Below are 23,965 nucleotides of genomic sequence, written 5' to 3' on the forward strand. Positions count from 1 at the left end.
CAATTTCATATTTATTGAGAAAAACAATGATATATCCACTCTATATTATGTCCATGACTATTATCGCTCCCCTAAACCAATAGTATCTGGTAATATTTTAGATTGTCTTTTCTTATCAGAGCGATACATTGTTTTTACCGAAGAAAAGGATCACGACATTTTTTTATGCGTATATGACAATACTTTCAACAACATTGTAAAATCTTCGTACATCCCTGGTGAATTACATTTTATAGAAAGTTATAATCATCAAGTTCTTTTTGCAATACAGAATATTGACAATTTAGACCTAAAGGAAGGGATTTTTATTTTGAATAATGATTTATCTATTTCACTGGCTAATTTTGATAAACTTACTCTTTTTTAATTTTTATACTTTACTTTTTTGGAAAATTTTGTTATTATTGCTTTATAAATTATAACAAAAAAAGGATAAAATATGACAAATAATTTTAAAATCAAATATACCACTGTTAATAAAGAGCAGTTACAAAAGTTAGTAACTTATATTATAAATAATATCAAAATTGACGCTGTTGCTTCAACCTTTGAACATCTGTTAGCAAAACTCAATCGCATTACTGCCAATAAAGCCCTTGCTAATCAAGAAGCTACAACCTCAGCTTCCGCAAATCCAGCTTCTGCGATTCCTGTTGCTACAACCCCAGCTTCTGAAAATACAGCTTCTGCGATTCCTGTTGCTACAACCCCAGCTTCTAGAATTCCTGTTGCTACAACATCAGCTTCTGAAAGTACAGCTTCTAGGATTCCTGTTGCTACAACCCCAGCTTCTGAAAGTACAGCTTCTCGAATTCCTGTTGCTACAACATCAGCTTCTGAAAATATAGCTTCTAGGATTCCTGTTGCTACAACCTCAGCTTCTGAAAATACAGCTTCTAGGATTCCTGTTGCTACAACATCAGCTTCTGAAAATCTAGCTTCTAGAATTCCTGTTGCTACAACCCCAGCTTCTGAGAATACAACTTCTAGAATTCCTGTTGCTACAACCCCAGCTTCTGAAAATACAGCTTCTAGAATTCCTGTTGCTACAACATCAGCTTCTGAAAATCTAGCTTCTACGATTCATGTTGCTGCAACCCCAGCTTCTGAAAGTACAGCTTCTAGGATTCCTGTTGCTACAACCTCAGCTTCTGAAAGTACAGCTTCTAGGATTCCTGTTGCTACAACCTCAGCTTCTGAAAGTACAGCTTCTAGGATTCCTGTTGCTACAACCTCAGCTTCTGAAAATCTAGCTTCTAGAATTCCTGTTGCTACAACCCCAGCTTCTGAAAATACAGCTTCTAGGATTCCTGTTGCTAACAACTCACCTTCTGAAAGTACAGCTTCTAGGATTCCTGTTGCTACAACATCAGCTTCTGAAAGTACAGCTTCTAGGATTCCTGTTGCTACAACTTCAGCTTCTGAAAATACAGCTTCTAGGATTCCTGTTGCTACAACATCAGCTTCTGAAAATATAGCTTCTAGAATTCCTGTTGCTACAACATCAGCTTCTGAAAATATAGCTTCTAGAATTCCTGTTGCTACAACCTCAGCTTCTGAAAATCTAGCTTCTACGATTCATGTTGCTGAAATCCCAAATTCTGCCAATATAGCTTCTAGAATTCCTGTTGCTACAACATCAGCTTCTGAGAATATAGCTTCTGGAATTCCTGTTGCTACAACCCCAGCTTCTGAAAGTACAGCTTCTAGAATTCCTGTTGCTACAACATCAGCTTCTGAAAGTATAGCCTCTAGGATTCCTGTTGCTACAACCCCAGCTTCTGAAAATACAGCTTCTGCGATTCCTGTTGCTACAACCTCAGCTTCTGAAAGTACAGCTTCTAGAATTCCTGTTGCTACAACCTCAGCTTCTGAAAGTACAGCTTCTAGGATTCCTGTTGCTACAACTTCAGCTTCTGAAAGTACAGCTTCTAGGATTCCTGTTGCTACAACCTCAGCTTCTGAAAGTACAGCTTCTAGAATTCCTGTTGCTACAACTTCAGCTTCTGAAAATACAGCTTCTAGGATTCCTGTTGCTACAACATCAGCTTCTGAAAGTACAGCTTCTAGAATTCCTGTTGCTACAACCTCAGCTTCTGAAAGTACAGCTTCTAGAATTCCTGTTGCTACAACCTCAGCTTCTGAAAGTACAGCTTCTAGGATTCCTGTTGCTACAACATCAGCTTCTGAGAATACAGCTTCTAGGATTCCTGTTGCTACAACATCAGCTTCTGAAAATACAGCTTCTAGAATTCCTGTTGCTACAACCCCAGCTTCTGAAAGTACAGCTTCTAGAATTCCTGTTGCTACAACCTCAGCTTCTGAAAATATAGCTTCTAGGATTCCTGTTGCTACAACATCAGCTTCTGAAAATACAGCTTCTGCGATTCCTGTTGCTACAACCCCAGCTTCTGAAAATATAGCTTCTAGAATTCCTGTTGCTACAACATCAGCTTCTGAAAGTGCAGCTTCTAGGATTCCTGTTGCTACAACCTCAGCTTCTGAAAGTACAGCTTCTAGGATTCCTGTTGCTACAACCTCAGCTTCTGAGAACATAGCTTCTAGAATTTCTGTTGCTACAACCCCAGCTTCTGAAAATACAGCTTCTAGAATTCATGTTGCTGAAATCCCAAATTCTGCCAATACAGCTTCTACGATTCGGGTTACTACAATCTCAGCTTCTGAAAGTACAGCTTCTAGAATTCCTGTTGCTACAACATCAGCTTCTGAAAATACAGCTTCTAGAATTCCTGTTGCTACAACCCTAGCTTCTGAAAATACAATTTCTACTATTCCAGTTGCTACAACCTCAGCTTCTGAAAATACAGCTTCTAGAATTCCTGTTGCTACAACCTCAGCTTCTGAAAATACAGCTTCTAGAATTCCTGTTGCTACAACATCAGCTTCTGAAAATACAGCTTTTAGAATTCCTGTTGCTACAACATCAGCTTCTGAAAGTACAGCTTCTAGGATTCCTGTTGCTACAACATCAGCTTCCGAAAGTACAGCTTCTAGGATTCCTGTTGCTACAACATCAGCTTCTGAAAATACAGCTTCTAGGATTCCTGTTGCTACAACCTCAGCTTCTGAAAGTACAGCTTCTAGGATTCCTGTTGCTACAACATCAGCTTCTGAAAATCTAGCTTCTACGATTCATGTTGCTGAAATCCCAAATTCTGCCAATACAGCTTCTACGATTCGGGTTACTACAATCTCAGCTTCTGAAAGTACAGCTTCTAGAATTCCTGTTGCTACAACATCAGCTTCTGAAAATACAGCTTCTAGAATTCCTGTTGCTACAACCCTAGCTTCTGAAAATACAATTTCTACTATTCCAGTTGCTACAACCTCAGCTTCTGAAAATACAGCTTCTAGAATTCCTGTTGCTACAACATCAGCTTCTGAAAATACAGCTTCTAGAATTCCTGTTGCTACAACATCAGCTTCTGAAAATACAGCTTTTAGAATTCCTGTTGCTACAACATCAGCTTCTGAAAGTACAGCTTCTAGGATTCCTGTTGCTAACAACTCACCTTCTGAAAGTATAGCCTCTAGGATTCCTGTTGCTACAACTTCAGCTTCTAGAATTCCTGTTGCTACAACCCCAGCTTCTGAAAGTACAGCCTCTGCGATTCCTGTTGCTACAACATCAGCTTCTGAGAATATAGCTTCTAGAATTCCTGTTGCTACAACCTCAGCTTCTGAAAGTACAGCTTCTAGGATTCCTGTTGCTACAACATCAGCTTCTGAAAATACAGCTTCTAGAATTCCTGTTGCTACAACCCCAGCTTCTGAGAATATAGCTTCTAGAATTCCTGTTGCTACAACCCCAGCTTCTGAGAATACAGCTTCTAGGATTCCTGTTGCTACAACCCCAGCTTCTGAAAGTACAGCTTCTAGAATTCCTGTTGCTACAACATCAGCTTCCGCAAATCCAGCTTCTGCGATTCCTGTTGCTACAACATCAGCTTCCGCAAATCCAGCTTCTGCGATTCCTGTTGCTACAACATCAGCTTCCGCAAATCCAGCTTCTGCGATTCCTGTTGCTACAACATCAGCTTCCGCAAATCCAGCTTCTGCGATTCCTGTTGCTACAACTTCAGCTTCTGAAAGTACAGCTTCTAGGATTCCTGTTGCTACAACCTCAGCTTCTGAAAGTACAGCCTCTGCGATTCCTGTTGCTACAACCTCAGCTTCTGAAAATACAGCTTCTAGAATTCCTGTTGCTACAACCTCAGCTTCTGAAAGTACAGCTTCTAGGATTCCTGTTGCTACAACATCAGCTTCTGAAAGTACAGCCTCTGCGATTCCTGTTGCTACAACATCAGCTTCTGAAAATACAACTTCTAGAATTCCTGTTGCTACAACCTCAGCTTCTGAAAATCTAGCTTCTACGATTCATGTTGCTGAAATCCCAAATTCTGCCAATACAGCTTCTAGAATTCCTGTTGCTACAACATCAGCTTCTGAAAGTACAGCTTCTAGAATTCCTGTTGCTACAACATCAGCTTCTGAAAGTACAGCTTCTAGAATTCCTGTTGCTACAACCTCAGCTTCTGAAAATACAGCTTCTAGGATTCCTGTTGCTACAACATCAGCTTCTGAAAGTACAGCATCTAGAATTTCTGTTGCTACAACCTCAGCTTCTGAAAATACAGCTTCTAGGATTCCGGTCGCTACAACCCCAGCTTCTAGAATTCCAGCTTCTACAAGTACAGCTTCTGAAAATACAGTTTCTACAATTCCGGTCGCTACAACCCCAGCTTTTGAAAGTACAGTTGATTCCAAAATTTTCGAACTTAATAATGCAGGAGTATTGCTTAAATACCGCGGAGATCAAAGCTCCGTTGTAATTCCAAAGAATGTTGTTTTAATCAGTGATTCAGTATTTTGGGATTGCCCTGAAATCACTCATGTTGAAATATCGGATAATGTTACTGACATCGGAGATCAAGCGTTTGCTGATTGCATTAACTTGCGTAGCATATACTTTTCAAAAAATATGTCCTATATTGCAACGCGCGCATTCATTCGCTGTTCTTCTATCACTGAATTAACAATTCCCGATAATATAGTTACTATTGGTGAAGGTGCTTTCTTTAACTGCATTAATTTAGCGGTTCTAAATTTGCCTAGTTCAATACGAGACATAGAGTCTTATGCTTTTGGTAAGTGCCACGCCTTAGTATCTGTATCCATTCCAGAGGGAGTCACAAGACTTCATAGTAATATATTTTTTCAGTGTTTCAATTTATATTCTATTACTTTGCCGTCCACTTTAAAATACATTGATGATAGAGAAATAGATATTACAGCAGCTACCACTATTACTGCCGACCATGATTATTGGTACCCTTTAGTAGCTCTGTTTCCTTGTGATTAATAAAAAAGCCCTTCTCGATACAGAATGGGCTTTAATATTTTTTATATAATACAGATATTATTTGGGTCTCATTTGCATTGCTTTTTCTGTTGCGGCATCAATACAATTCATTATTGCGTACCTCAAACCTCCTCGTTCTAGTGCTTCAACACCTACAATCGTCACTCCTCCCGGAGATGTTACCATATCTTTCATTTGACTAGGATTCATCCCTGATTCCATAAACAATTTTGCACTGCCTAGCAATGTTTGCGCTGCCAATCTATATGCAGTTACTCGAGGCAACCCTTGCTTTACTGCAGCATCACTCATTGCTTCCAAAATCATTGCAACATAGGCCGGTCCCGCTCCACTAAACCCAGAAATTACATCCATCAATTCTTCGGCAATCCACTCTATTGTTCCGATAGCGGCAAACAATCCTCCCGCTAATGCCTTCTCTTCTTTCGTAAAATCCGTCGCTAATGAAAATGCGGCAGCTCCTTCACCAACCAAGGCCGGAGTATTTGGCATCACTCTTAATATTCTCACTGAGTTTGTCATTTCTTTTAAATCTTTAGTTGTAATTCCGGCGGCTATCGAAATCAGTGCTTTATCATTCATCACATCTTTCAAATCCGCTAACACTTCTGGGATATATTGAGGTTTTGTCGCTAGAATTATCACATCACTTTCGCTTACCACTTCTCGATTATTTACGCAGATCTCTACTCCCAATTCAATCATTTTATCAATTGCCAATTTCGAAATATCATATACACATACATCGGCAGGAGTCACTGCACCATTAGCTATTGCTCCTTTTATTATTGCCGCACCCATGTTTCCACATCCAATTAATCCTATCATAACTACTCTCCTTTACCAATTGTCTCTGTTCATAGTATTATCAACTTTATGTAAATTTAACCGAAGTTTTATCAGATACAGTTGTTACCAGAATCAGAGCTTCACCAGCTGTAGTTTATGTAGTTGCAGAAGTTTCATTAGATACAGTTATAACCAATGCTTCTTCTGCGATACCATTAAATATTAGAAACAAATAGCCTTTGAATAATCTATCATTAATACTTTTATAGTTATTTCATTATCTATTTAATGTTACTATATGAAGAGCTAGAAGAATATTCAATTCTTCTAACTTTCGTTTTGTAAAAAAAAGTTTCATATATATAAGCTTTTGTATATTTGCATAACTATATTTTATTCTGCTATTTTAAGTCCTGCAACATTGGCAAGCTCTATTATAGTTTGCTTAGAAATTTTCTTCCCTCTATAATCTATTAGATCTTCCATACTTCCAGTAAATATATCTGCAGGAACATATTTTTTCAAAATAATTTGCTCTTCGTTTACGAAAATTTCTAATGAATCTTTTATATTTATATCCAAATTTCTTCTTAATTCTATAGGCAGAACTACTCTTCCTAATTCATCAACTTTTCTTACAATTCCTGTATGTTTCATAAATCTCTCTCCTCAACCCATTGGTAATTTCTGGTCACATTAGATGATAACTTTTTTTTCACATATTGTCAATCCATTTTTGTAAAAAATTTGGAAATTTTAATTTATTTTGTAGATTTGTAATATATTACACAAAACAAAATACAAAAGAAGTAAATTTCAATTAGTTATTTTTAGCTGCAGTTACGCATATATTTATAGGACAAGCCGCCAAAAAATGACCTTACAATAAACACTGAAAGGAAGGATTCACTTATGCTAAATTACTTATGGAGTTTTATGTGTATATTTTCTGTAGTTATTGCGATGGCAACAAATAAAATGAATGCTGTCACAACAGAAATGCTCAATTCCAGTGTTACGGCAGTGAAAATCTGTTTTGATACCACCGGAATCTTATGCATGTGGATGGGCATCATGTATATTGCAGAAAAATCAGGCCTAGTCAATGCACTCTCAAAAAAAATGACTCCTCTATTAAACTTTTTATTTCCGGATGTTCCCAAAAATCATCCCGCAAGAAAATACATAGCAACAAACATGATCGCAAATTTTTTAGGCCTAGGCTGGGCAGCAACYCCACCTGGACTTTTAGCCATGGTTGAACTTCAAAAGTTAAACAAAAATAAGTCTCGTGCCACCAACGCCATGTGTATGTTTCTTATTATAAATATTTCATCAATTCAGCTAATTCCTATAACTATGGTTTCATATAGAAACGGATATGGCTCTGCTAATTCTACAGAAATTGTAGCACCTGCAATTATTGCCACACTCGTCTCTACAATCGTTGCAATAGCCTTTGCTAAATTTATGCATACAAAGGAGAACTAATCTATGTCAATTTTAATGCATATATCAGATTACATAATTCCTAGCGTCTGTATTTTTATTATTTCATATGGTCTYTTCAARAAAGTTGACGTATTTGAAGTTTTTATAGAAGGAGCCACAGAAGGATTAAATGTAGCTATCAAAATTTTACCCACACTAATCGCATTACTCGTTGCAGTTGGAATGCTKAGATCCTCTGGGGTACTTGATGGCATCGTAAAAATTTTATCGCCAATCATTACATCATTTACAGATTTTCCACCGGAAGTAGTGCCAATCGCCCTAATGCGAACTGTATCTTCTTCCGCTTCTACTGGATTAATTTTAGACATTTTTAAAAACTATGGTCCAGATTCATTTATGGGCAGACTGGTCTCTATAATGTTTGCTTGCACAGAAACAATTTTTTACACAATGAGCGTATACTTTATGACAATCAATATTAAAGATACCAGATATACTCTGTCCGGTTCTCTACTAGCCACACTTGCCGGCATCATTGCATCATATTTAATAACAGTCTCTTTATTTGGTATATAGTCCCTTTCTTATGAGGGACTTTTTTACAATCTCTGTTGCAATTCTCTAATAATAGCAGCAACCTCTTCGTATACATCTTCTTTGGCAATCAATTTTTTTATAGATTTGTCTCTTGTTACTATTTCTACATTGCCATTTTTTAAATTCTTCTCTCCCAAAACAATTCTCACTGGCACTCCCAGCAAATCCGCATCTGCAAATTGAACTCCCGGTGCAGCACCTCTATCATCAAAAATTACTTCAAATTCTTGGCTAAGTTTTCCATATATTTCTGCCCCAATTGCATTGATATCCATAGTTTTAGACTTCAAGGCACATATATGAACTTGCCATGGAGCAATACTAATTGGCCAAATTGGACCATAATCATCATGATGCGCTTCTATCGCTGATGCTATCAACCGACCTACTCCAATTCCATAGCAACCCATGATAGGAGTCTTAGATTTTCCATCCTGATCTACATATGTCATCTTCATAACATCAGTATACTTAGTTCCCAATTTAAAAATATTGCCGACTTCTATGCCTCGCTTAAATGTTAATTTTCCATTGCAATTTGGACAGCATTGCCCCTCTTTAACTTCTGCAACATCCACATATTCAATCGCGGACAAATCTCTATTCATATTCAGCCCACTATAGTGATAATCTGCTTCATTACCTCCACAAATTAAATTAGTTTCATCTTTAAGCGATTTATCATAGATCACTGTAACTTTATCTGTATTCATTTTATATGGTCCAATAAAACCAAATGCCAAATCGCAATTTTCATAATCTTCATAAGGAGTAATAGCGGCCTTAACAATTTTTTGTACCTTTGCAATGTTCACCTGCAAATCTCCTCGTATAAAGATCACTAGTGGCTCACTTTTATCTTGTACATTATATACTGCAGCCTTCAAAGTATGTTCTTCAGAAACCCCAAAGTACTTTGCAATATCTGCAATAGTATTCATCTTGGGAGTGTGTATTTTCTCTATCGCCTTTTCTTCTTTCATAACTGCAGCTAATTTTCCTGTCGCAACTTCCATGTTAGACATATACCCGCAGCTATCACACACCACAATTGTGTCTTCACCTATGTCAGCAAGTAGCATAAACTCATGGGATACGTTTCCTCCCATCATTCCACTATCAGATTCCACACACACTACTTCAGGAACTCCAGTTCTTCTATAAATTTCATTATATGCTTTCAAACATTTGTCATAATACGCATCTAAATCTTCATTAGAAGTATGAAATGAATATGCGTCTTTCATTGTAAACTCACGAACACGAATAAGTCCGCCTCTTGAGCGAGCCTCATCTCTAAATTTAGTTTGAATCTGATAAATCATAAACGGATATTGAGTATAAGATTTTGCTTCGCTTCTTGCCAAATGCACTGCAGCTTCTTCATGTGTCATACCCAATACTAGGTCTTTATCAGTTCTATCTTTCATTCTTAAAAGCTCAGAACCTACACTTTCAAATCTGCCTGATTCTTGCCATAATTCTCCAGGAAGCACAACAGGAAATATTACTTCTTGACCATCAATTTTATTCATCTCTTCACGAATTATCTTTTCTATATTAACTTTAACTTTTTGAGCTGGTAATAGCATGGTGAAAAGACCATTAGCCACTTGTCTTATATAACCTCCTCTAAGTAAAAAAATATGACTTATACTTTTTGCTTCTTGAGGCTTTTCTTTAAATCTTTCGCCTAAAAGTTTACTTAATAACATTTCTTTAATCCTTCCTTATCTAAATAGCTGTTATCACAATTATAGCCAGAATTACTAATCTTTCATAATAGCTTCTTCTAAAGTTACTGCTTCTTCTGCCGAAAGTCTATATTTACATTTTCCATTAACTATAGGCTTCGCATAAGTATAAGAACCATCGCGGGAGTAAATTCCGTTCAGTATAACCCCATCATTTTGATCATCTAGCAATGCGATTACAAACGATAAATCCGAACCTACATCTGCAATGGCTTTATACCTAGTAACACTAACTTTTCTGCAAGTAGTTTTAAACTTTTCTCTTAACTCTTCTATCACCTGCTTTATAAGCAGAGTTTCATTTTTTGTAATTTTTACATCTTCAGCATAACTTTCTAGCAGTTCTTCCATATCCAAATTATTAGGCTTCATAAATTTTTTGTACTGTTGTTGAATTGAGTCCAATTTAGCGGTTAGAAAAATTAAGAAAACCAAAAAAATTATTTGTAGTATAATCAGAATATAAATTACTATATTAATTTCCTGTAATATTTGCATATTTATTCCTCAAAATTTATTGTATTACCCCTAAAATTCTTTCCAAATCCTCATCATTATAATACTCAATTTCTATTCTGCCCTTATCTTTTAACTTTGTTAAAGTAACCTTAGTATTAAAAGTTACCCTCAATTTATCCTCAATATTTTTATAAAAAACATCCATTACTTTTTTTTCTGTTTTTACCTTGGGTGTTTTTAATTTCTTCACATATTCTTCAATATCTCTAACTGACCATTTATTTGCTATCGCTTTTCTCGTKACATCTATTTTATCCGCATCACTTTCCACTCTCAAAATAGCCTTTGCTGCACCAAAATTAATTTTTTTCTCACGAATGCTTTCCTTAATTTCCTCTGGTAATTCATTTAATCGTATAAAATTTGTTACAGATACTCTATTGATGCTCAAAGCTTCTGCCACTTTTTCATGGGTCAATTTATACTTTTTGGTTAAAATATATAAAGCTTCTCCTATTTCTACAGCATTTAAATCTTGTCGTTGGATATTTTCTATAAGAGAAATTTCTAGTATTTCTTCCTCAGTTTTTGGCGGTATAACACGTACTAAAATCTCTTTTAAATCCGCTGCCTTAACTGCACGATATCTCCTTTCACCAGCTATTATTTGATATTTATCATCAACTTTTTGAACCAAAATAGGTGTTAATAAACCATGTCTTATAATTGAGTTCTTTAGTTCCTCAATCTCTTGCTCATTAAACAATTTTCGTGGTTGATTTTTATTTAATATAATATCTGTTATACTGACTATTCTTGTCTCTGTAGATTCACTACTCTCCAAGTGTACTTCCTGTTCAGAAAATAAAGTTTTCAAGCCTTTCCCTAATGCTGCAGTTTTCATAAACATATCCCCTTAGTACATTTTATATACCCCTTAATTAAACGTTCAAGCATTTTCAAACATTTTTATTCTTTCTTTCACTTCTTCTGCCAAAGCTAGATATTGCTGTGCCCCCTTAGAGGAGACCGCATATTTAATACACGACAAGCCATAACTTGGTGCTTCACAAAGCTTAATACTTCTATTAATTTTTGTTTCAAAGGGAATATTCTTAAAATACCCTTCAACTTCACTAATTACTGCATTTGATAAATTAGTTCTACAATCATACATGGTAAACAAAATACCTATAATACTTAAATTTTTATTGGTATTTTCCTTAACTAATCTAAATGTGCGCATCACTTGTGTTAAGCCTTCTAATGCATAATATTCACACTGCATAGGAATTAATATAAAATCCGATGCATTTAAAGCGTTTATATTTAAGATATTTACCCCTGGTGAGCAATCAATTAGGCAATAATCATAATATTTTAAAATTGATTTCATTTTATTTTTTAATATTTGATCTTTATTAGGTAAATTTATAAATTCTATATCAAGACCAGCTAGATTATAATCTCCAGCGATAATATCAACGGATTCGCCTTCAGCTTTTAAAATTGCATCCTCAATATCGATATTGTCTGTCAATACATCATATAATGTATATTTCACCTGAAATTTATTAACACCTAATCCACTACTAGAATTTCCCTGTGGATCTATATCTATCATCAATACTCTTGCATCAACAGCCAGCGCTGCCGCCAAATTCATTACTGTCGTGGTTTTTCCCACACCTCCTTTTTGGTTGACAACCGAAATAACTTTTCTCATAAAACACCTCCTTGATCTCTCATCATTAAAGTGACGGGGTCGATAGTTAATCTATCCCCATAGTCCTACGGTTCTTAATATATTATTATAGCAATAATGAATATATTTTAGTATGCCATATTTTTTATTAATTTAAACAAATTAAAAATATTTTAAAACATACTTTAAAATAAATCGGATTTATTATATACTAGCTTAAAATCTTATTAAATTCAAAGGAGAAAAATATGATTAGTGCAATTGTTGGAGGAAACTGGGGCGACGAAGGTAAGGGGAAAATTACGGACCTTTTAGCCAAAGATGCAGATATTATTATTCGTTTTCAAGGAGGAGCAAATGCTGGACATACTATAATCAATGAATATGGCAAGTTTGCTCTTCACTTACTTCCTTCTGGGGTTTTTAGAGAAAATGCTATCAATATAATTGGTCAGGGAGTTGCATTAAATTTGCCGCAGCTTTTCAAAGAACTAGACAACTTACTCGAACGAGGAGTTCCAAGACCTAATATAAAAATATCGGATAGGGCTCAAATCGTTATGCCTTATCACGTCTTATTTGATCAACTAGAAGAAGAACGCCTTGGCAGCAATAGCTTTGGTTCTACTAAATCGGGAATTGCACCATTTTACGCTGATAAAGCATTAAAAATTGGTATTCAAGTCTGCGAGCTATATGATGATGAAATTTTAATGTCACGATTAACTAAAGTTTGTGAATCTAAAAATGCTACTATCGCATCGCTCTATCATGGGCATACGCAACTTAATCCAATTCAACTTTTTAATGAGCTTATAAGCTATCGCGAACGTCTAAAACCTATGGTAGACAACATCGTCTATTTCCTAGATGATGCCATTAAGCAAAACAAAAACATTTTATTAGAAGGTCAATTAGGTGCCTTAAAAGATACTGATAATGGGATATATCCTTTTGTTACATCATCATCTCCTCTTGCTGGCTTTGCGACAGTAGGAGCAGGTATTCCACCTCATGCTATACAAAAAGTAGTTACTGTTGTGAAAGCATATTCTTCTGCAGTAGGAGCAGGTGCATTTGTAAGTGAAATTTTTGGTGATGAAGCCGAAACGCTCAGACAACTTGGAGGAGATGCTGGAGAATATGGTGCCACAACCGGTCGACCTAGACGAATGGGCTATTTTGACTGCGTTGCAACCAGATATGGATGTATATTGCAAGGCACTACCGATGTTGCATTTTCACTKATAGACGTTCTTTCCTATCTAGATGAAATTCCTGTATGTGTCGCCTACGAAATTGACGGTGAAATCACTACTATTTTTCCAGATTCTGTTAAACTTTCTCGAGCAAAGCCTGTTATCCAAAAAGTAAAAGGTTTTAAGACAAATATATTAGGCGTTAAAAATTATGACGAACTACCTCAAGAAGCAAAAGACTATATAAAATTTATCGAAGATAAAATAGGCTTTCCTATTACAATGATTTCTACAGGTCCTAAGCGAGAAGATATAATAATTTTATAAACATCAGGTCACGTATTACCGTGGCCTTTACTTTTCTGCTATAACGCGTAATCTTCTATAATCTGCTATCCAGCTTCCACTTACAAATAATTCATTTCTCAAACTATTTTCCATACTCTTCAAAATATCTTCTCTTACATCTTCATTATACTGATTTATGGAATCAGAGAAAAACTGCAATACCCATTCTCTCAAACCAATTTCTCCATTAGGCAATATAGTAGGTCTATCAAAATCGTATACCGTTTTTATATTAAACTTAAACTTTTTTAATAATTTTATATGATTCGCTGCAGTTGGAAAATAAAATGGCAAACTAAATTTTTGTCCRTACTTTTTCAAAGCTTCACCATAAGCCTCAAAGATTTTCTCAATATTTCCATTAGCTCCAAATTCGCAYACTAATATGCCACCTTTTTGCAAATTTTTATAAATGTTTTTGTGCAATTTTTCTTGATCTAATATCCAATGCAATACAGCATTTGAAAAAATTACATCGAATTTATTTTTAAACTTCATATTAGTCGCATCTATATTAAGAAATTTTATTTCTGGATACTTACTTTTAGCTCGCTCTAACATCTCTTTCGATAAATCAACACCTATAATATTTTTATATTTTTCAAATATTGTTGCAGTCAAATCCCCCGTACCACAACCTAAATCCAAAATCGATACATTTGCATCTGCAGGTAAAAATCCTACTAAATCTTTCCCATAATCAGCCACATAACTCTGACTATTATCATATAACTTACTATTCCATTCCATAAAACTAACTTTCCTTTACATCTGTTTTGGAGCTTTAATACCTAATAACCATAAAGCATTTTTAATCGTATACATTGTACTCACTACTAAAGCCAATCGTGCTTTTTTCAATTTCATATCATCTACCAAAATAGAATTATCATGATAAAATTTATTAAAGCATTTGGCCAAATTTACAGCATACCTTGCAATAACTGAAGGTTCATATTTTTCAGCAGCTTCAGTTATCATGCTATTGAATGCTCCTATTTGTTTCACCAATGCCACGCTTTGCTCATCTATAATCAAATCCACGCATATATTTTCTATATCCGAAATTGCCATACCACTCTTTCTCAATACACTGTTAGCTCTAGCATAAGTATATTGAACATATGGACCTGTTTCTCCATCAAAATTTAGCACTTTTTCCCAAGAAAATTGAATATCTTTAATAATGGTATTATACATATCGTCAAATATAATTGCACCTATTCCGACATCTTGCGCTACTTCTTCTTTATTCTCAAGATTAGGATTTTTCTCTTCTATAATTTCCTTAGTTTTCTTTACAGCTTCTGCTAATATCTCTTCTAGCAACAATACATTTCCAGATCTAGTCGAAAGAGACCCCGTTTCCATACTTACCATTCCAAAGGGTACATGAACCAAATCTACAGACCATGCATAACCCATTTTTTCAATCACCTTAAAGAACTGAGAAAAGTGTAAATTTTGAGCCAATGCTGTTACATAAATACATTTCTTAAAGTCATAAGTTTCTTTTCTATATAACGCTGCAGTAATATCTCTTGTTGCATACAAAGACGATCCATCTTTTTTGGTAATCAAGCATGGTGACATATTGTCCAATTCTATAATCTTCGCACCTTCACTAATTTTAGTGAGTTTTTTATCATCTAGCTCCTTTATAACTCTATCCATCTTATCATTATAAAAAGCTTCACCATTCAGGCTATCAAAACTTATATCAAGCATCTTATAAACTCTCTCAAACTCTTTGAGGCTTATTTCTTTAAACCATCTCCAAAGCGCCAATGCATTTGCATCACCTTGCTCCATTTTTGTAAAGTTTTCTCTTGCTAAATCTTCAAGAGAGGGATCGCTTTTAGCTTCATCATGGAATTTTACATAGATACGCAATAACTCCTGTATCCCCTTTTGCTCTACATCTTCTTTGGTAGAATATTTTTCATAAGCAACAATCAACTTCCCAAATTGAGTTCCCCAGTCTCCCAAATGGTTAATCCCAATGCAATTATATCCAAGTGCTTCAAAAATTCGATATAAACTATTGCCAATTACTGTTGATCGCAAATGCCCGATGTGAAATGGTTTTGCTATATTAGGAGAAGAATAGTCAATTACTATATTCCCTTTATCTTTTTTAGCAGCAAATCCATAGCCATCTTTTTCTGCCAATACTTTGTCTAGTACAGCTTGAACCACAACCGTCTTATCCACATAAAAATTTATATACGCATTAACATTTTCTACCCTTTCTATAAACTGTGGCTTTACAATTTTTTCTGTCAACTCTGAAGCTATTACATTTGGTGATTTCTTTAATATCTTCGCAAATCTAAAGCAAGGAAAAGCAAAGTCTCCCATATCTCTATTAGATGGCACCTCGATAAGTTCTTCAGCTTCTACAGCGCTAATTCCTGTGATTTTGGCTAGCACTGCTGCTAATTGTATTTTATAATCTTCCATGATTTTCCTCCGTTCTTATTATAATGGATTTTTAGCTGGCTCTCCCGCCTTACGAGGATATTTTTTATTAGTAAATCCAACTTTTTTGATAACTGCTATTTTATGAACGATGTCTGTTGCTGGAATTGGAACATCCACTACTCGTTCTAGTTCTCCTCCCAAAATTTTTATTGCATTAGTAGCCTGAGCCACTTCTTCRTCTAATTTTTGTCCTTTTAAGGCAATGAAATAGCCTCCTGTACGCACAAATGGCAAAGCATATTCGCTCAATGTTGCTAAATTTGAAACTGCTCTTGGGCTACAAATATCAAATTTTTCTCTATATTGTACATCTTTAGCGATATCTTCTGCACGCCCATGAACTGTCACAACGTGTTTCAATTTTAAGATTTCTATCACAGCATCTAAAAATGTTAATCGTTTTTTCAACGAATCTACTAATACAATATTAAGATGAGGATAGGCTATCTTTAACACTAGCCCTGGAAATCCTGCTCCTGTACCTACATCTACTAAATTTTTATATTTTAATAAATCTACTGCCATATTTACAGACAACGAATCTAAAAAATGCTTTGTAATGATTTCATCCTCTTTAGTTATTGCAGTCAAATTTAGCTTTTGATTCCACTCCAATAGCAAATCTTTATATTGCAGYAATTGTTGTATCTGCAGCTCTTGCAATTCCACTCCCAATTCCGCTGACTTCTCTTTAAGAAACTGATGCATCATTTGCCCTCTCAGTTCTCTTTAACTGCTCCATATATACCAGCATCACACTTATATCTGCCGGAGATACACCAGAAATTCTACTTGCAGCTCCTATAGACTTAGGTTTAATCTCTAGTAATTTTTGCCTAGCCTCAATTCTCAAACTCTTAATGTCTTCATATTTTAAATTTTCTGGAATTAATTTTTTCTCCAATTTTTTGAATTGATCTACCTGTATCAATTGCCGTTTAATATAACCTTCATACTTAAGCGTTATTTCGATTTGCTCTATAATTTCGTCAGATAACTCTGGTCCATCTAAATTTACTGCCGCAAAATCTTTATAATCAAGCTCGGGGCGCTTTAATAATTCATGCAAGGACATTCCACTAGTCAGTGGCGTACTRCCTTTTGCCATCAAAATACTTTGAACTGTTGCAGTTGTCCCTACAAATACCTTCTTAATGCGTTCAATTTCAGCTTCTATTACCTCTTGCTTATCCAAAAATTTTGCGTATATATCATCTGGTACCAACCCTATATCATGCCCTTTTGTCATAAGTCTAATATCAGCATTGTCTTGTCTCAAAAGCAATCTGTACTCCGCGCGAGAAGTTAGCATTCTGTATGGTTCATTAGTTCCTTTTATAACCAAATCATCAATTAAAACGCCAATATAGCCTTCTGCTCTATCAATAATTAACGGCTCTTTTGCATCAATTTTTAATGCTGCATTAATTCCTGCAACTAATCCCTGTGCAGCAGCTTCTTCATACCCAGAGCTTCCATTAATTTGCCCTGCAAAAAACAACCCCGATATAACTTTATTTTCCAACGAATGCAATAGCGACGTAGGATTAATGCAATCATATTCAATAGCATATCCTCCACGAATCACTTCCACATTCTCCAATCCTCTCACGGAACGCAACATCTGAATTTGCACTTCCTCTGGCAAAGATGAGCTCATTCCCTGAACATACATTTCGTTGGTCTCCACACCTTCAGGCTCAATAAATATCTGATGTCGAGATTTATCTGCAAATCTAACAACCTTATCTTCAATCGAAGGGCAATATCTAGGACCCACTCCTTCTATCTTACCTCCATATAATGGAGAGCGATCCAAGTTATCTCTAATAATTTGATGCGTCTGCTCGTTTGTATAAGTCAAAAAGCATTGTATCTGATTTTTTTTAATACTAGCTGCAGAATTAGAAAACGAAAATGGTACAACTTTGCTATCACCCAATTGCGCTTCCATTGCAGTAAAATCTATAGTTCTTTTATCAACTCTAGCAGGTGTACCAGTTTTAAACCTTCTAAGAGTAATTCCATTATCCAATAATGAATTTGATAAAACTTGTGAACTTTTTAAACCATCAGGGCCCGCATTTTCTGCAAACTCACCAATGAAAATTTTCGACTTCAAGTATGTTCCAGTACAAACAACGACTGCTTTTGCATAATAAATTGCACCAGTAATCGTCCGTACCCCCATAACTCTCGCATTTTCTATAAGAATATCTGATACTTCTTGCTGTTTTATCGTCAAATTCGTTTCGGCATCCAAAACCTTCAACATTGCTTTATGATATTCTACTTTATCAGCTTGAGCTCTAAGTGAATGAACAGCTGGTCCTTTAGAAGTGTTCAACATTTTGGACTGAATATAGGTTTTATCAATATTTTTACCCATTTCTCCGCCTAACGCATCAATTTCTTTGACTAGATGTCCTTTTGATGTTCCGCCAATATTAGGATTGCACGGCATCTTTGCAATTGCTTCAATATTTAAACAAAATATAACAGTTTTTTTGCCAAGGCGAGCCAAACTTAGTGCAGCTTCACACCCCGCATGACCACCTCCAATAACGATGGCATCCACATAATTTGCGATATAATCCATTTTTTTCACTTCTTTCTAAACAATATAAATAGATTATTTCCCAAGACAGAACCTTTCAAACAACCCATTAATAATTTCTTCTTTAACTTCCTCTCCAATAATCATTCCTAAATGAGAATAAGCATCTTGTAAATCAATTGCTAAAAAATCTACTGAAAATCCAGCGTTAATAGCATCTTCAACTTTTTCAAGAGCTTCTATTGCGCATGATAAAGCAGTTTTTTGCCTTATATTAGAAATCACTGCCGTCCCCATTGTTAAATTTTGCACTACAGCCGCTTTCATTGCAGCTTTTAGTTCATCTATCCCTTCACCAGTTGTTGCAGAAATAAATATCTTATCATCATCACTATACTTATCTACACAATCAATTTTATTAACAACAAATAGTGTATTTCGATTTTTTAACATAGTCATAAGATCTACTTCTTCGATCGAAATTTTTTCTGTTGCATCTAACAACATAATAACTAAATCTGATTTTTCTATTGCCTCCTTTGATCTTTCTACGCCAATACGTTCTACAGCATCTGCAGTATCTCTGATACCTGCTGTATCCTGCAAAATAAACGGTACTCCTTCCACACTAAAATGTTCTGAGACTATATCTCTTGTAGTTCCAGCTATATTAGTTACAATTGCTTTATCTTCTTCTAGCAAAGCATTCAGTAATGAGGATTTACCTACATTAGGTCTTCCTACAATAGTAACTACAGCCCCTTCTCGAATAATTTTACCAGTTGCGGCTGTCTCTAATATTGCCTTCAAATCTGCAATCAACCTAGTGATATCCTCTTCAAATCCATCCGATATCAACTCCGCTTCATCATATTCTGGATAATCAATCGAAACTTCAATTCTTGCAATAATTTCTAACAATATATTTTGATATTTTTTTATATTTTTAGACAAATTACCCATAAGTTGACTAGTTGCTTGTGCTAAACTTAAATTTGTTTTGGCAGAAATTATATCCATAATTGCCTCTACTTGAGATAAATCTATTCTTCCATTTAGGAATGCTCTTTTGGTGAACTCGCCTGCTGTCGCAAGACGGGCTCCATTCACCAATAACAATTCCAATACTCTATTTAAAACAACATATCCACCATGGCAATTAACTTCTACAATATCTTCGCGTGTAAAAGTTTTTGGTGCTTTCATTAACATAACCAAAACTTCATCAATGATAAGCCCGTCACTTACTATATAGCCATAATGAATCGTGTGACTTTTTTTATTATTTAAATTTTTAGTAAAAATTTTGTTAACAATGCTAATAGCAGAACTGCCACTAACTCTTATAACTCCAATTCCACCCTGACCAACAGGAGTAGAGATTGCAGCTATTGTATCAAAAAACATATAAATCTCCTACTTTTTCTTTCCAGGCTGACTTCTTTCTTTTCGCTCTTTAGGAGCTGCTGGTTTTTCTGRTTTTTCTATTTTTGTTTTTACTCCTTCTTCAGCGATTTCTGCTTTTTTAGCAGTTGATTTTTCTTGTATCGCTTTTGTTGACGACTTTTTTTGACCCTGATTTGGTTTTTTCTTTTTATTACTTCTCTTCGCAGCTAAAGCAGCTCGCTCGGCCTTTCTTTCAGCCTCTAACCGCGCTTCCAACTCTGCCTCTTCTTTTTTAACAATCTTTGCAACAAAAACCTGTTGTCCCATCATGATCAAATTACCAGCAATCCAATAAAGAGCCAAACCATAAGGTACAGTATATGAGATAGAACCCATCATAATAGGCATAATGATATTCATAGTTTTCATCATACCTTCAGCTTGATTTGGTTGCCCATTCGCATTTTTATTTGCAGCTGGTTGAGATTGAGACATAGAAATCTTTGAGAAAATAAACGTTGATGCACCAGCAAGTAAAGGAATAATAAATGCAAAATAATTTCCTGATGCTACAATTTGACTAGGTGAATCCACAAGGTTAAAAATAAAATATTCATAATCTATTTTTTGATTTATCAACGCCGCTATTGTATCATTAAGTTCTGGTATTTTTTCGAGTAATACATTCCAATGCTGAGTCGTAAAATTAGCAATGGTATCACCTAAATTTGCAGCGCCCTCCATTTTATCTAGTTCTAACTGAGCCGTTGCACTTAAGGGAAGTTGTTGGATAACTTCTGCAATAACCGTAGCTGAATTGTTAATTGTACTTTCAATTGCTGCAGCAAGTTGTTGATATAATTCATACAGCTTGGTAATGTGCTTACTTGGAGCTCTAAGTACAGCATACAATGCATAAATCAATGGCAATTGGATTAATAAAGGCAAACAACCTGCCCACGGATTTATGTTGTATTTTTTATATAAAGCCTGCATTTCTTGAGATTGAGCCAATTGCGACTGTTGATCTTTACGACCGGCATATTTTTGTTGAATCTTTTGCATTTCTGGTTGAATTTTACTCATGCCTCTTGTAGTTCTTTGTTGTTTAATTTGTAGAGGAGTAAGTAGTAACCTAGTAAAAAACGTAAATAAAATAATAGCAATACCAAGAGTCCCCACTGGCGTTAAGACAGCAACAAAGTTAAAAATTATGTTAAAAATCTCTCCAAAAAAATTACTTATAAAATCCATCGTCTCCTCCTATTTCTTTTTCTCTGGTACTGGATCAAATCCACCTTTACAAAATGGGTTACATCGTAAGATTCTAAATGTTCCAAGTAATCCTCCCTTAAAAAACCCATGTATTTGTATTGCCTCATAAGTATAGCTAGAACAAGTAGGATAAAATCTACATCTAGGACCTAAGTGTGGCGAAATACATTTTTGATAAAATCTAATTAAAAATAAAGCAAGTTTTTTCATAACAGCCCCTGTCTTTTTAAAAGCTTATAAAGAGAATTTTTAATTTCATAAAAATTTTTAGTTGAAGAGGCCTCTCTTGCAATAATTACAATATCAAAACCAACTAAAACTAAATTTTCTTCATTCAGTCTAAAATTTTCTCGTATTAAACGAGTTACACGACTTCTTGTTACACTATTACCTACTTTTTTACTAACTGAAATACCAAGCCTATTACATTGCACATTGTTTTTAAATTTATATAATACAAGTTCTTTGTTAGCATAAGATTTTCCCTTAGCATATACTTTTTTAAACTCAGTATTTTTTCTTAATTTTTCTGTCGTTTTCATTGTGCTCCTATATGAAACAAGACCGCACAAAGCGGTCTCATTTTTACGCTGATAATTTTTTTCTACCTTTTGCTCTTCTTCTTGCTAATACAGCACGTCCCGAYGTAGTTCTCATTCTTTTTCTAAAACCATGTTCTCTACTACGTTGACGTTTTTTAGGTTGAAATGTCATTTTCATATAAAAATTTAAGGCAACCGCCCTAGATTATTGTTTCTAGGAAGATCTACCTTTTCCTCCTTTCACAAATCAATCAATATGCAAAAAATAATACACACTCATTGAGTATAAGCAATACATTTCAATAAGTCAAGTATATTTTCTCAAAAAATCTTTTATGTAAACAGAAATTTTGCCATAAAATGTCAAATCATTTTATATTTTGCAAATATTTTATTAAAACTAGTAAATATTTTTTATAAAACATTTTAATTTTATCAGTTCTGCCAATCAATAAATTTGTTTAAACAATCCACAAATTGGCAATACTTTTATACGTTAGTGAATAACTTTATAATAGTAAATTTTAGAAAGGAGGAACCAATTGAGTTTTAATGAAAAATGGAACTCGATACTTAAATTAGTAGAAATAGAAACATCATCTGTAAGCTTTAATACCTGGTTTAAACAAACAAAGTTATCTAATATTTCTGACGATACATTAACAATAACCGTAAAAGATGATTTATCCAAAAGTATACTAAGCACCAGATATTTTGATCTTATTCGAACAAGTGCTGTAACTGTTTTAGATAAAAAATATAATCTTGAATTTATTATAAAAGAATCCAATCCACTATCAATAACTAAAATTGCCACCAATCGCATCGCTATCCAAGATCCACTTAATGCACCCTCTAATTTAAATCCAAAATATACCTTTAACTCATTTGTAGTTGGAAATAGTAATAGAATGGCTCATGCAGCAACAATGGCTGTTGCAAAAATGCCTGCTAAATCTTATAATCCATTATTTCTCTATGGAGGGGTTGGACTGGGTAAAACACATCTTATGCAATCAATAGCACACTTTACACTTAAGCATCATCCAAACTTAAAAGTACTATATACTTCTACAGAAAAATTTACTAATGAATTAATAAATTCAATTCGCGATGACCAAAATAATGCCTTCAGAAATAAATATAGAAATATAGATATATTACTAATAGATGATATTCAATTTATCGCCGGAAAAGAAAGAACACAAGAAGAATTTTTCCATACATTTAACACTCTTTATGAAGCCAATAAGCAAATTATCATATCTAGTGATCGTACACCAAAAGAAATAGAGTTTTTAGAATCTAGACTTCGCTCTAGATTTGAATGGGGATTAATAGCCGATTTACAACCCCCAGATTTAGAAACTCGCATAGCAATACTAAAAAAAAAAGCAGAAATGGAAAATATCACAATTGATTCGAATGTATTGCAATTTATAGCGGAAACCATTATTTCTAATATAAGAGAACTAGAAGGAGCTCTAAATCGAATTATAGCATTTTCATCATTGTCAAACGAAACTATAAATTTAGAACTTACTGAAGAAGCCTTAAAAGATACTATATTATCAAAAGAATCTATTTCCATAATCACTCCTTCCTATATTCAAAGTATTGTAGCCATGACCTATAATATTACTATTTCTGAACTTTTATCAAGTAAACGAGTAAGAACTATATCACGACCAAGGCAAATAGCAATGTATCTATGTAGAAAATTAACCAATTTGTCCCTCACAAAAATCGCTGAACAATTTGGAGGTAGAGATCACACCACCATTTTACATGGTTATGATAAAATAGCCAAAGAACTAGTTGAAGATGAACAACTCGCTTACTTCATCACCCAACTTGAACTCAAAATTCTTCATTCATAAAAAAGTTATCCACAGGTTTTTTAAAGTTATCCACCAAATAAAGTGAATTTTCTTTCAAAATTGCCTTAAAAACCCCTAAATTGTACCCATACAAAAAGTTATCCACAGGTTTTTTAAAGTTATCCACAGGC

At 34.7% G+C, this 23,965-nt stretch carries 21 protein-coding genes; 6 read left to right on the plus strand and 15 right to left on the minus strand.

Annotated elements, in window-relative coordinates; all coding sequences use genetic code 11:
* On the plus strand, window positions 1-367 hold a 367-nt coding region (locus tag EPU_RS14055; protein ID WP_010168171.1), incomplete at its 5' end, for a hypothetical protein.
* Between the two features lie 72 nt (window positions 368-439).
* Window positions 440-5,383, plus strand: a complete 4,944-nt coding sequence (locus EPU_RS07740) for a leucine-rich repeat domain-containing protein (protein ID WP_010168172.1) — start codon at window positions 440-442, stop codon at window positions 5,381-5,383.
* A 57-nt stretch (window positions 5,384-5,440) separates the two neighbouring features.
* Here the strand turns inward: EPU_RS07740 and proC are convergent, their stop codons facing one another.
* Window positions 5,441-6,232 (minus strand): pyrroline-5-carboxylate reductase, encoded by a 792-nt coding sequence (gene proC / locus EPU_RS07745; RefSeq protein WP_010168174.1) that lies wholly within the window; start codon window positions 6,230-6,232, stop codon window positions 5,441-5,443.
* Between the two features lie 354 nt (window positions 6,233-6,586).
* Complete coding sequence (locus tag EPU_RS07750) at window positions 6,587-6,850, minus strand: AbrB/MazE/SpoVT family DNA-binding domain-containing protein (RefSeq protein WP_010168176.1); 264 nt, start codon at window positions 6,848-6,850, stop codon at window positions 6,587-6,589.
* A gap of 255 nt (window positions 6,851-7,105) precedes the next feature.
* Here EPU_RS07750 and EPU_RS07755 point away from each other — a divergent pair, with 255 nt between their 5' ends.
* Window positions 7,106-7,684 (plus strand): nucleoside recognition domain-containing protein, encoded by a 579-nt coding sequence (locus EPU_RS07755; protein ID WP_010168178.1) that lies wholly within the window; start codon window positions 7,106-7,108, stop codon window positions 7,682-7,684.
* Window positions 7,685-7,687: 3 nt separating this feature from the next.
* Entirely contained in the window at window positions 7,688-8,224 is a 537-nt protein-coding gene (locus tag EPU_RS07760) for a spore maturation protein (RefSeq protein WP_029488228.1), read from the plus strand.
* A 23-nt stretch (window positions 8,225-8,247) separates the two neighbouring features.
* On the opposite strand, the gene EPU_RS07765 is transcribed toward EPU_RS07760, so the two are convergent.
* Genes EPU_RS07765 through EPU_RS07780 form a run of 4 tightly spaced genes read right to left on the minus strand, consistent with a single transcriptional unit; the run spans window position 8,248 to window position 12,184 of the window.
* Entirely contained in the window at window positions 8,248-9,960 is a 1,713-nt protein-coding gene (locus tag EPU_RS07765; RefSeq protein ID WP_010168180.1) for a proline--tRNA ligase, read from the minus strand.
* Between the two features lie 54 nt (window positions 9,961-10,014).
* Window positions 10,015-10,497 (minus strand): DUF4446 family protein, encoded by a 483-nt coding sequence (locus tag EPU_RS07770; protein WP_010168181.1) that lies wholly within the window; start codon window positions 10,495-10,497, stop codon window positions 10,015-10,017.
* 16 nt (window positions 10,498-10,513) lie between these two features.
* Window positions 10,514-11,362: a ParB/RepB/Spo0J family partition protein gene (locus tag EPU_RS07775; RefSeq protein ID WP_010168182.1), complete on the minus strand. Its 849-nt coding sequence runs from the start codon at window positions 11,360-11,362 to the stop codon at window positions 10,514-10,516.
* Between the two features lie 45 nt (window positions 11,363-11,407).
* A complete protein-coding gene (locus EPU_RS07780; RefSeq protein WP_010168183.1) occupies window positions 11,408-12,184 on the minus strand; it encodes a ParA family protein in 777 nt (258 codons plus the stop codon).
* Window positions 12,185-12,411: 227 nt separating this feature from the next.
* On the opposite strand from EPU_RS07780, the gene EPU_RS07785 reads away from it, so the two are divergent.
* Window positions 12,412-13,689, plus strand: coding sequence for an adenylosuccinate synthase (locus EPU_RS07785; protein ID WP_010168184.1), 1,278 nt, complete (start codon window positions 12,412-12,414; stop codon window positions 13,687-13,689).
* 27 nt (window positions 13,690-13,716) lie between these two features.
* Here EPU_RS07785 and EPU_RS07790 read toward each other — a convergent pair whose 3' ends face one another.
* The 9 genes from EPU_RS07790 to rpmH are packed head-to-tail and all read right to left on the minus strand — an operon-like array spanning window position 13,717 to window position 22,132.
* Complete coding sequence (locus EPU_RS07790) at window positions 13,717-14,460, minus strand: class I SAM-dependent methyltransferase (RefSeq protein WP_029488229.1); 744 nt, start codon at window positions 14,458-14,460, stop codon at window positions 13,717-13,719.
* Window positions 14,461-14,475: 15 nt separating this feature from the next.
* Window positions 14,476-16,173 (minus strand): arginine--tRNA ligase, encoded by a 1,698-nt coding sequence (argS, locus tag EPU_RS07795; RefSeq protein WP_010168186.1) that lies wholly within the window; start codon window positions 16,171-16,173, stop codon window positions 14,476-14,478.
* A gap of 18 nt (window positions 16,174-16,191) precedes the next feature.
* Window positions 16,192-16,902, minus strand: coding sequence for a 16S rRNA (guanine(527)-N(7))-methyltransferase RsmG (gene rsmG, locus EPU_RS07800; RefSeq protein WP_029488230.1), 711 nt, complete (start codon window positions 16,900-16,902; stop codon window positions 16,192-16,194).
* Window positions 16,886-18,793, minus strand: coding sequence for a tRNA uridine-5-carboxymethylaminomethyl(34) synthesis enzyme MnmG (mnmG, locus tag EPU_RS07805; RefSeq protein WP_010168188.1), 1,908 nt, complete (start codon window positions 18,791-18,793; stop codon window positions 16,886-16,888). Before mnmG ends, rsmG begins: the two co-directional genes overlap by 17 nt.
* Before the next feature lie 33 nt (window positions 18,794-18,826).
* Entirely contained in the window at window positions 18,827-20,158 is a 1,332-nt protein-coding gene (gene mnmE, locus EPU_RS07810; RefSeq protein WP_010168190.1) for a tRNA uridine-5-carboxymethylaminomethyl(34) synthesis GTPase MnmE, read from the minus strand.
* Between the two features lie 9 nt (window positions 20,159-20,167).
* Window positions 20,168-21,391 carry a YidC/Oxa1 family membrane protein insertase gene (locus EPU_RS07815; protein ID WP_010168192.1) on the minus strand — a complete coding sequence of 408 codons (1,224 nt, stop codon included), beginning with the start codon at window positions 21,389-21,391 and terminating at the stop codon, window positions 20,168-20,170.
* Between the two features lie 9 nt (window positions 21,392-21,400).
* The gene (gene yidD / locus EPU_RS07820; RefSeq protein WP_010168194.1) at window positions 21,401-21,622 is read right to left on the minus strand and encodes a membrane protein insertion efficiency factor YidD; all 222 of its coding nucleotides are present in this window, start codon (window positions 21,620-21,622) and stop codon (window positions 21,401-21,403) included.
* Window positions 21,619-21,954, minus strand: a complete 336-nt coding sequence (rnpA, locus tag EPU_RS07825; protein WP_010168196.1) for a ribonuclease P protein component — start codon at window positions 21,952-21,954, stop codon at window positions 21,619-21,621. Before rnpA ends, yidD begins: the two co-directional genes overlap by 4 nt.
* A gap of 43 nt (window positions 21,955-21,997) precedes the next feature.
* A complete protein-coding gene (rpmH, locus tag EPU_RS13195; protein ID WP_083792600.1) occupies window positions 21,998-22,132 on the minus strand; it encodes a 50S ribosomal protein L34 in 135 nt (44 codons plus the stop codon).
* A gap of 364 nt (window positions 22,133-22,496) precedes the next feature.
* On the opposite strand from rpmH, the gene dnaA reads away from it, so the two are divergent.
* Window positions 22,497-23,834, plus strand: coding sequence for a chromosomal replication initiator protein DnaA (gene dnaA, locus EPU_RS07830; RefSeq protein ID WP_010168198.1), 1,338 nt, complete (start codon window positions 22,497-22,499; stop codon window positions 23,832-23,834).
* The last annotated feature ends 131 nt before the right edge of the window (window positions 23,835-23,965 follow it).

Source organism: Candidatus Epulonipiscium viviparus (genome assembly GCF_000171335.1).
In the GTDB taxonomy this organism is placed as follows: domain Bacteria; phylum Bacillota; class Clostridia; order Lachnospirales; family Cellulosilyticaceae; genus Epulonipiscioides; species Epulonipiscioides viviparus.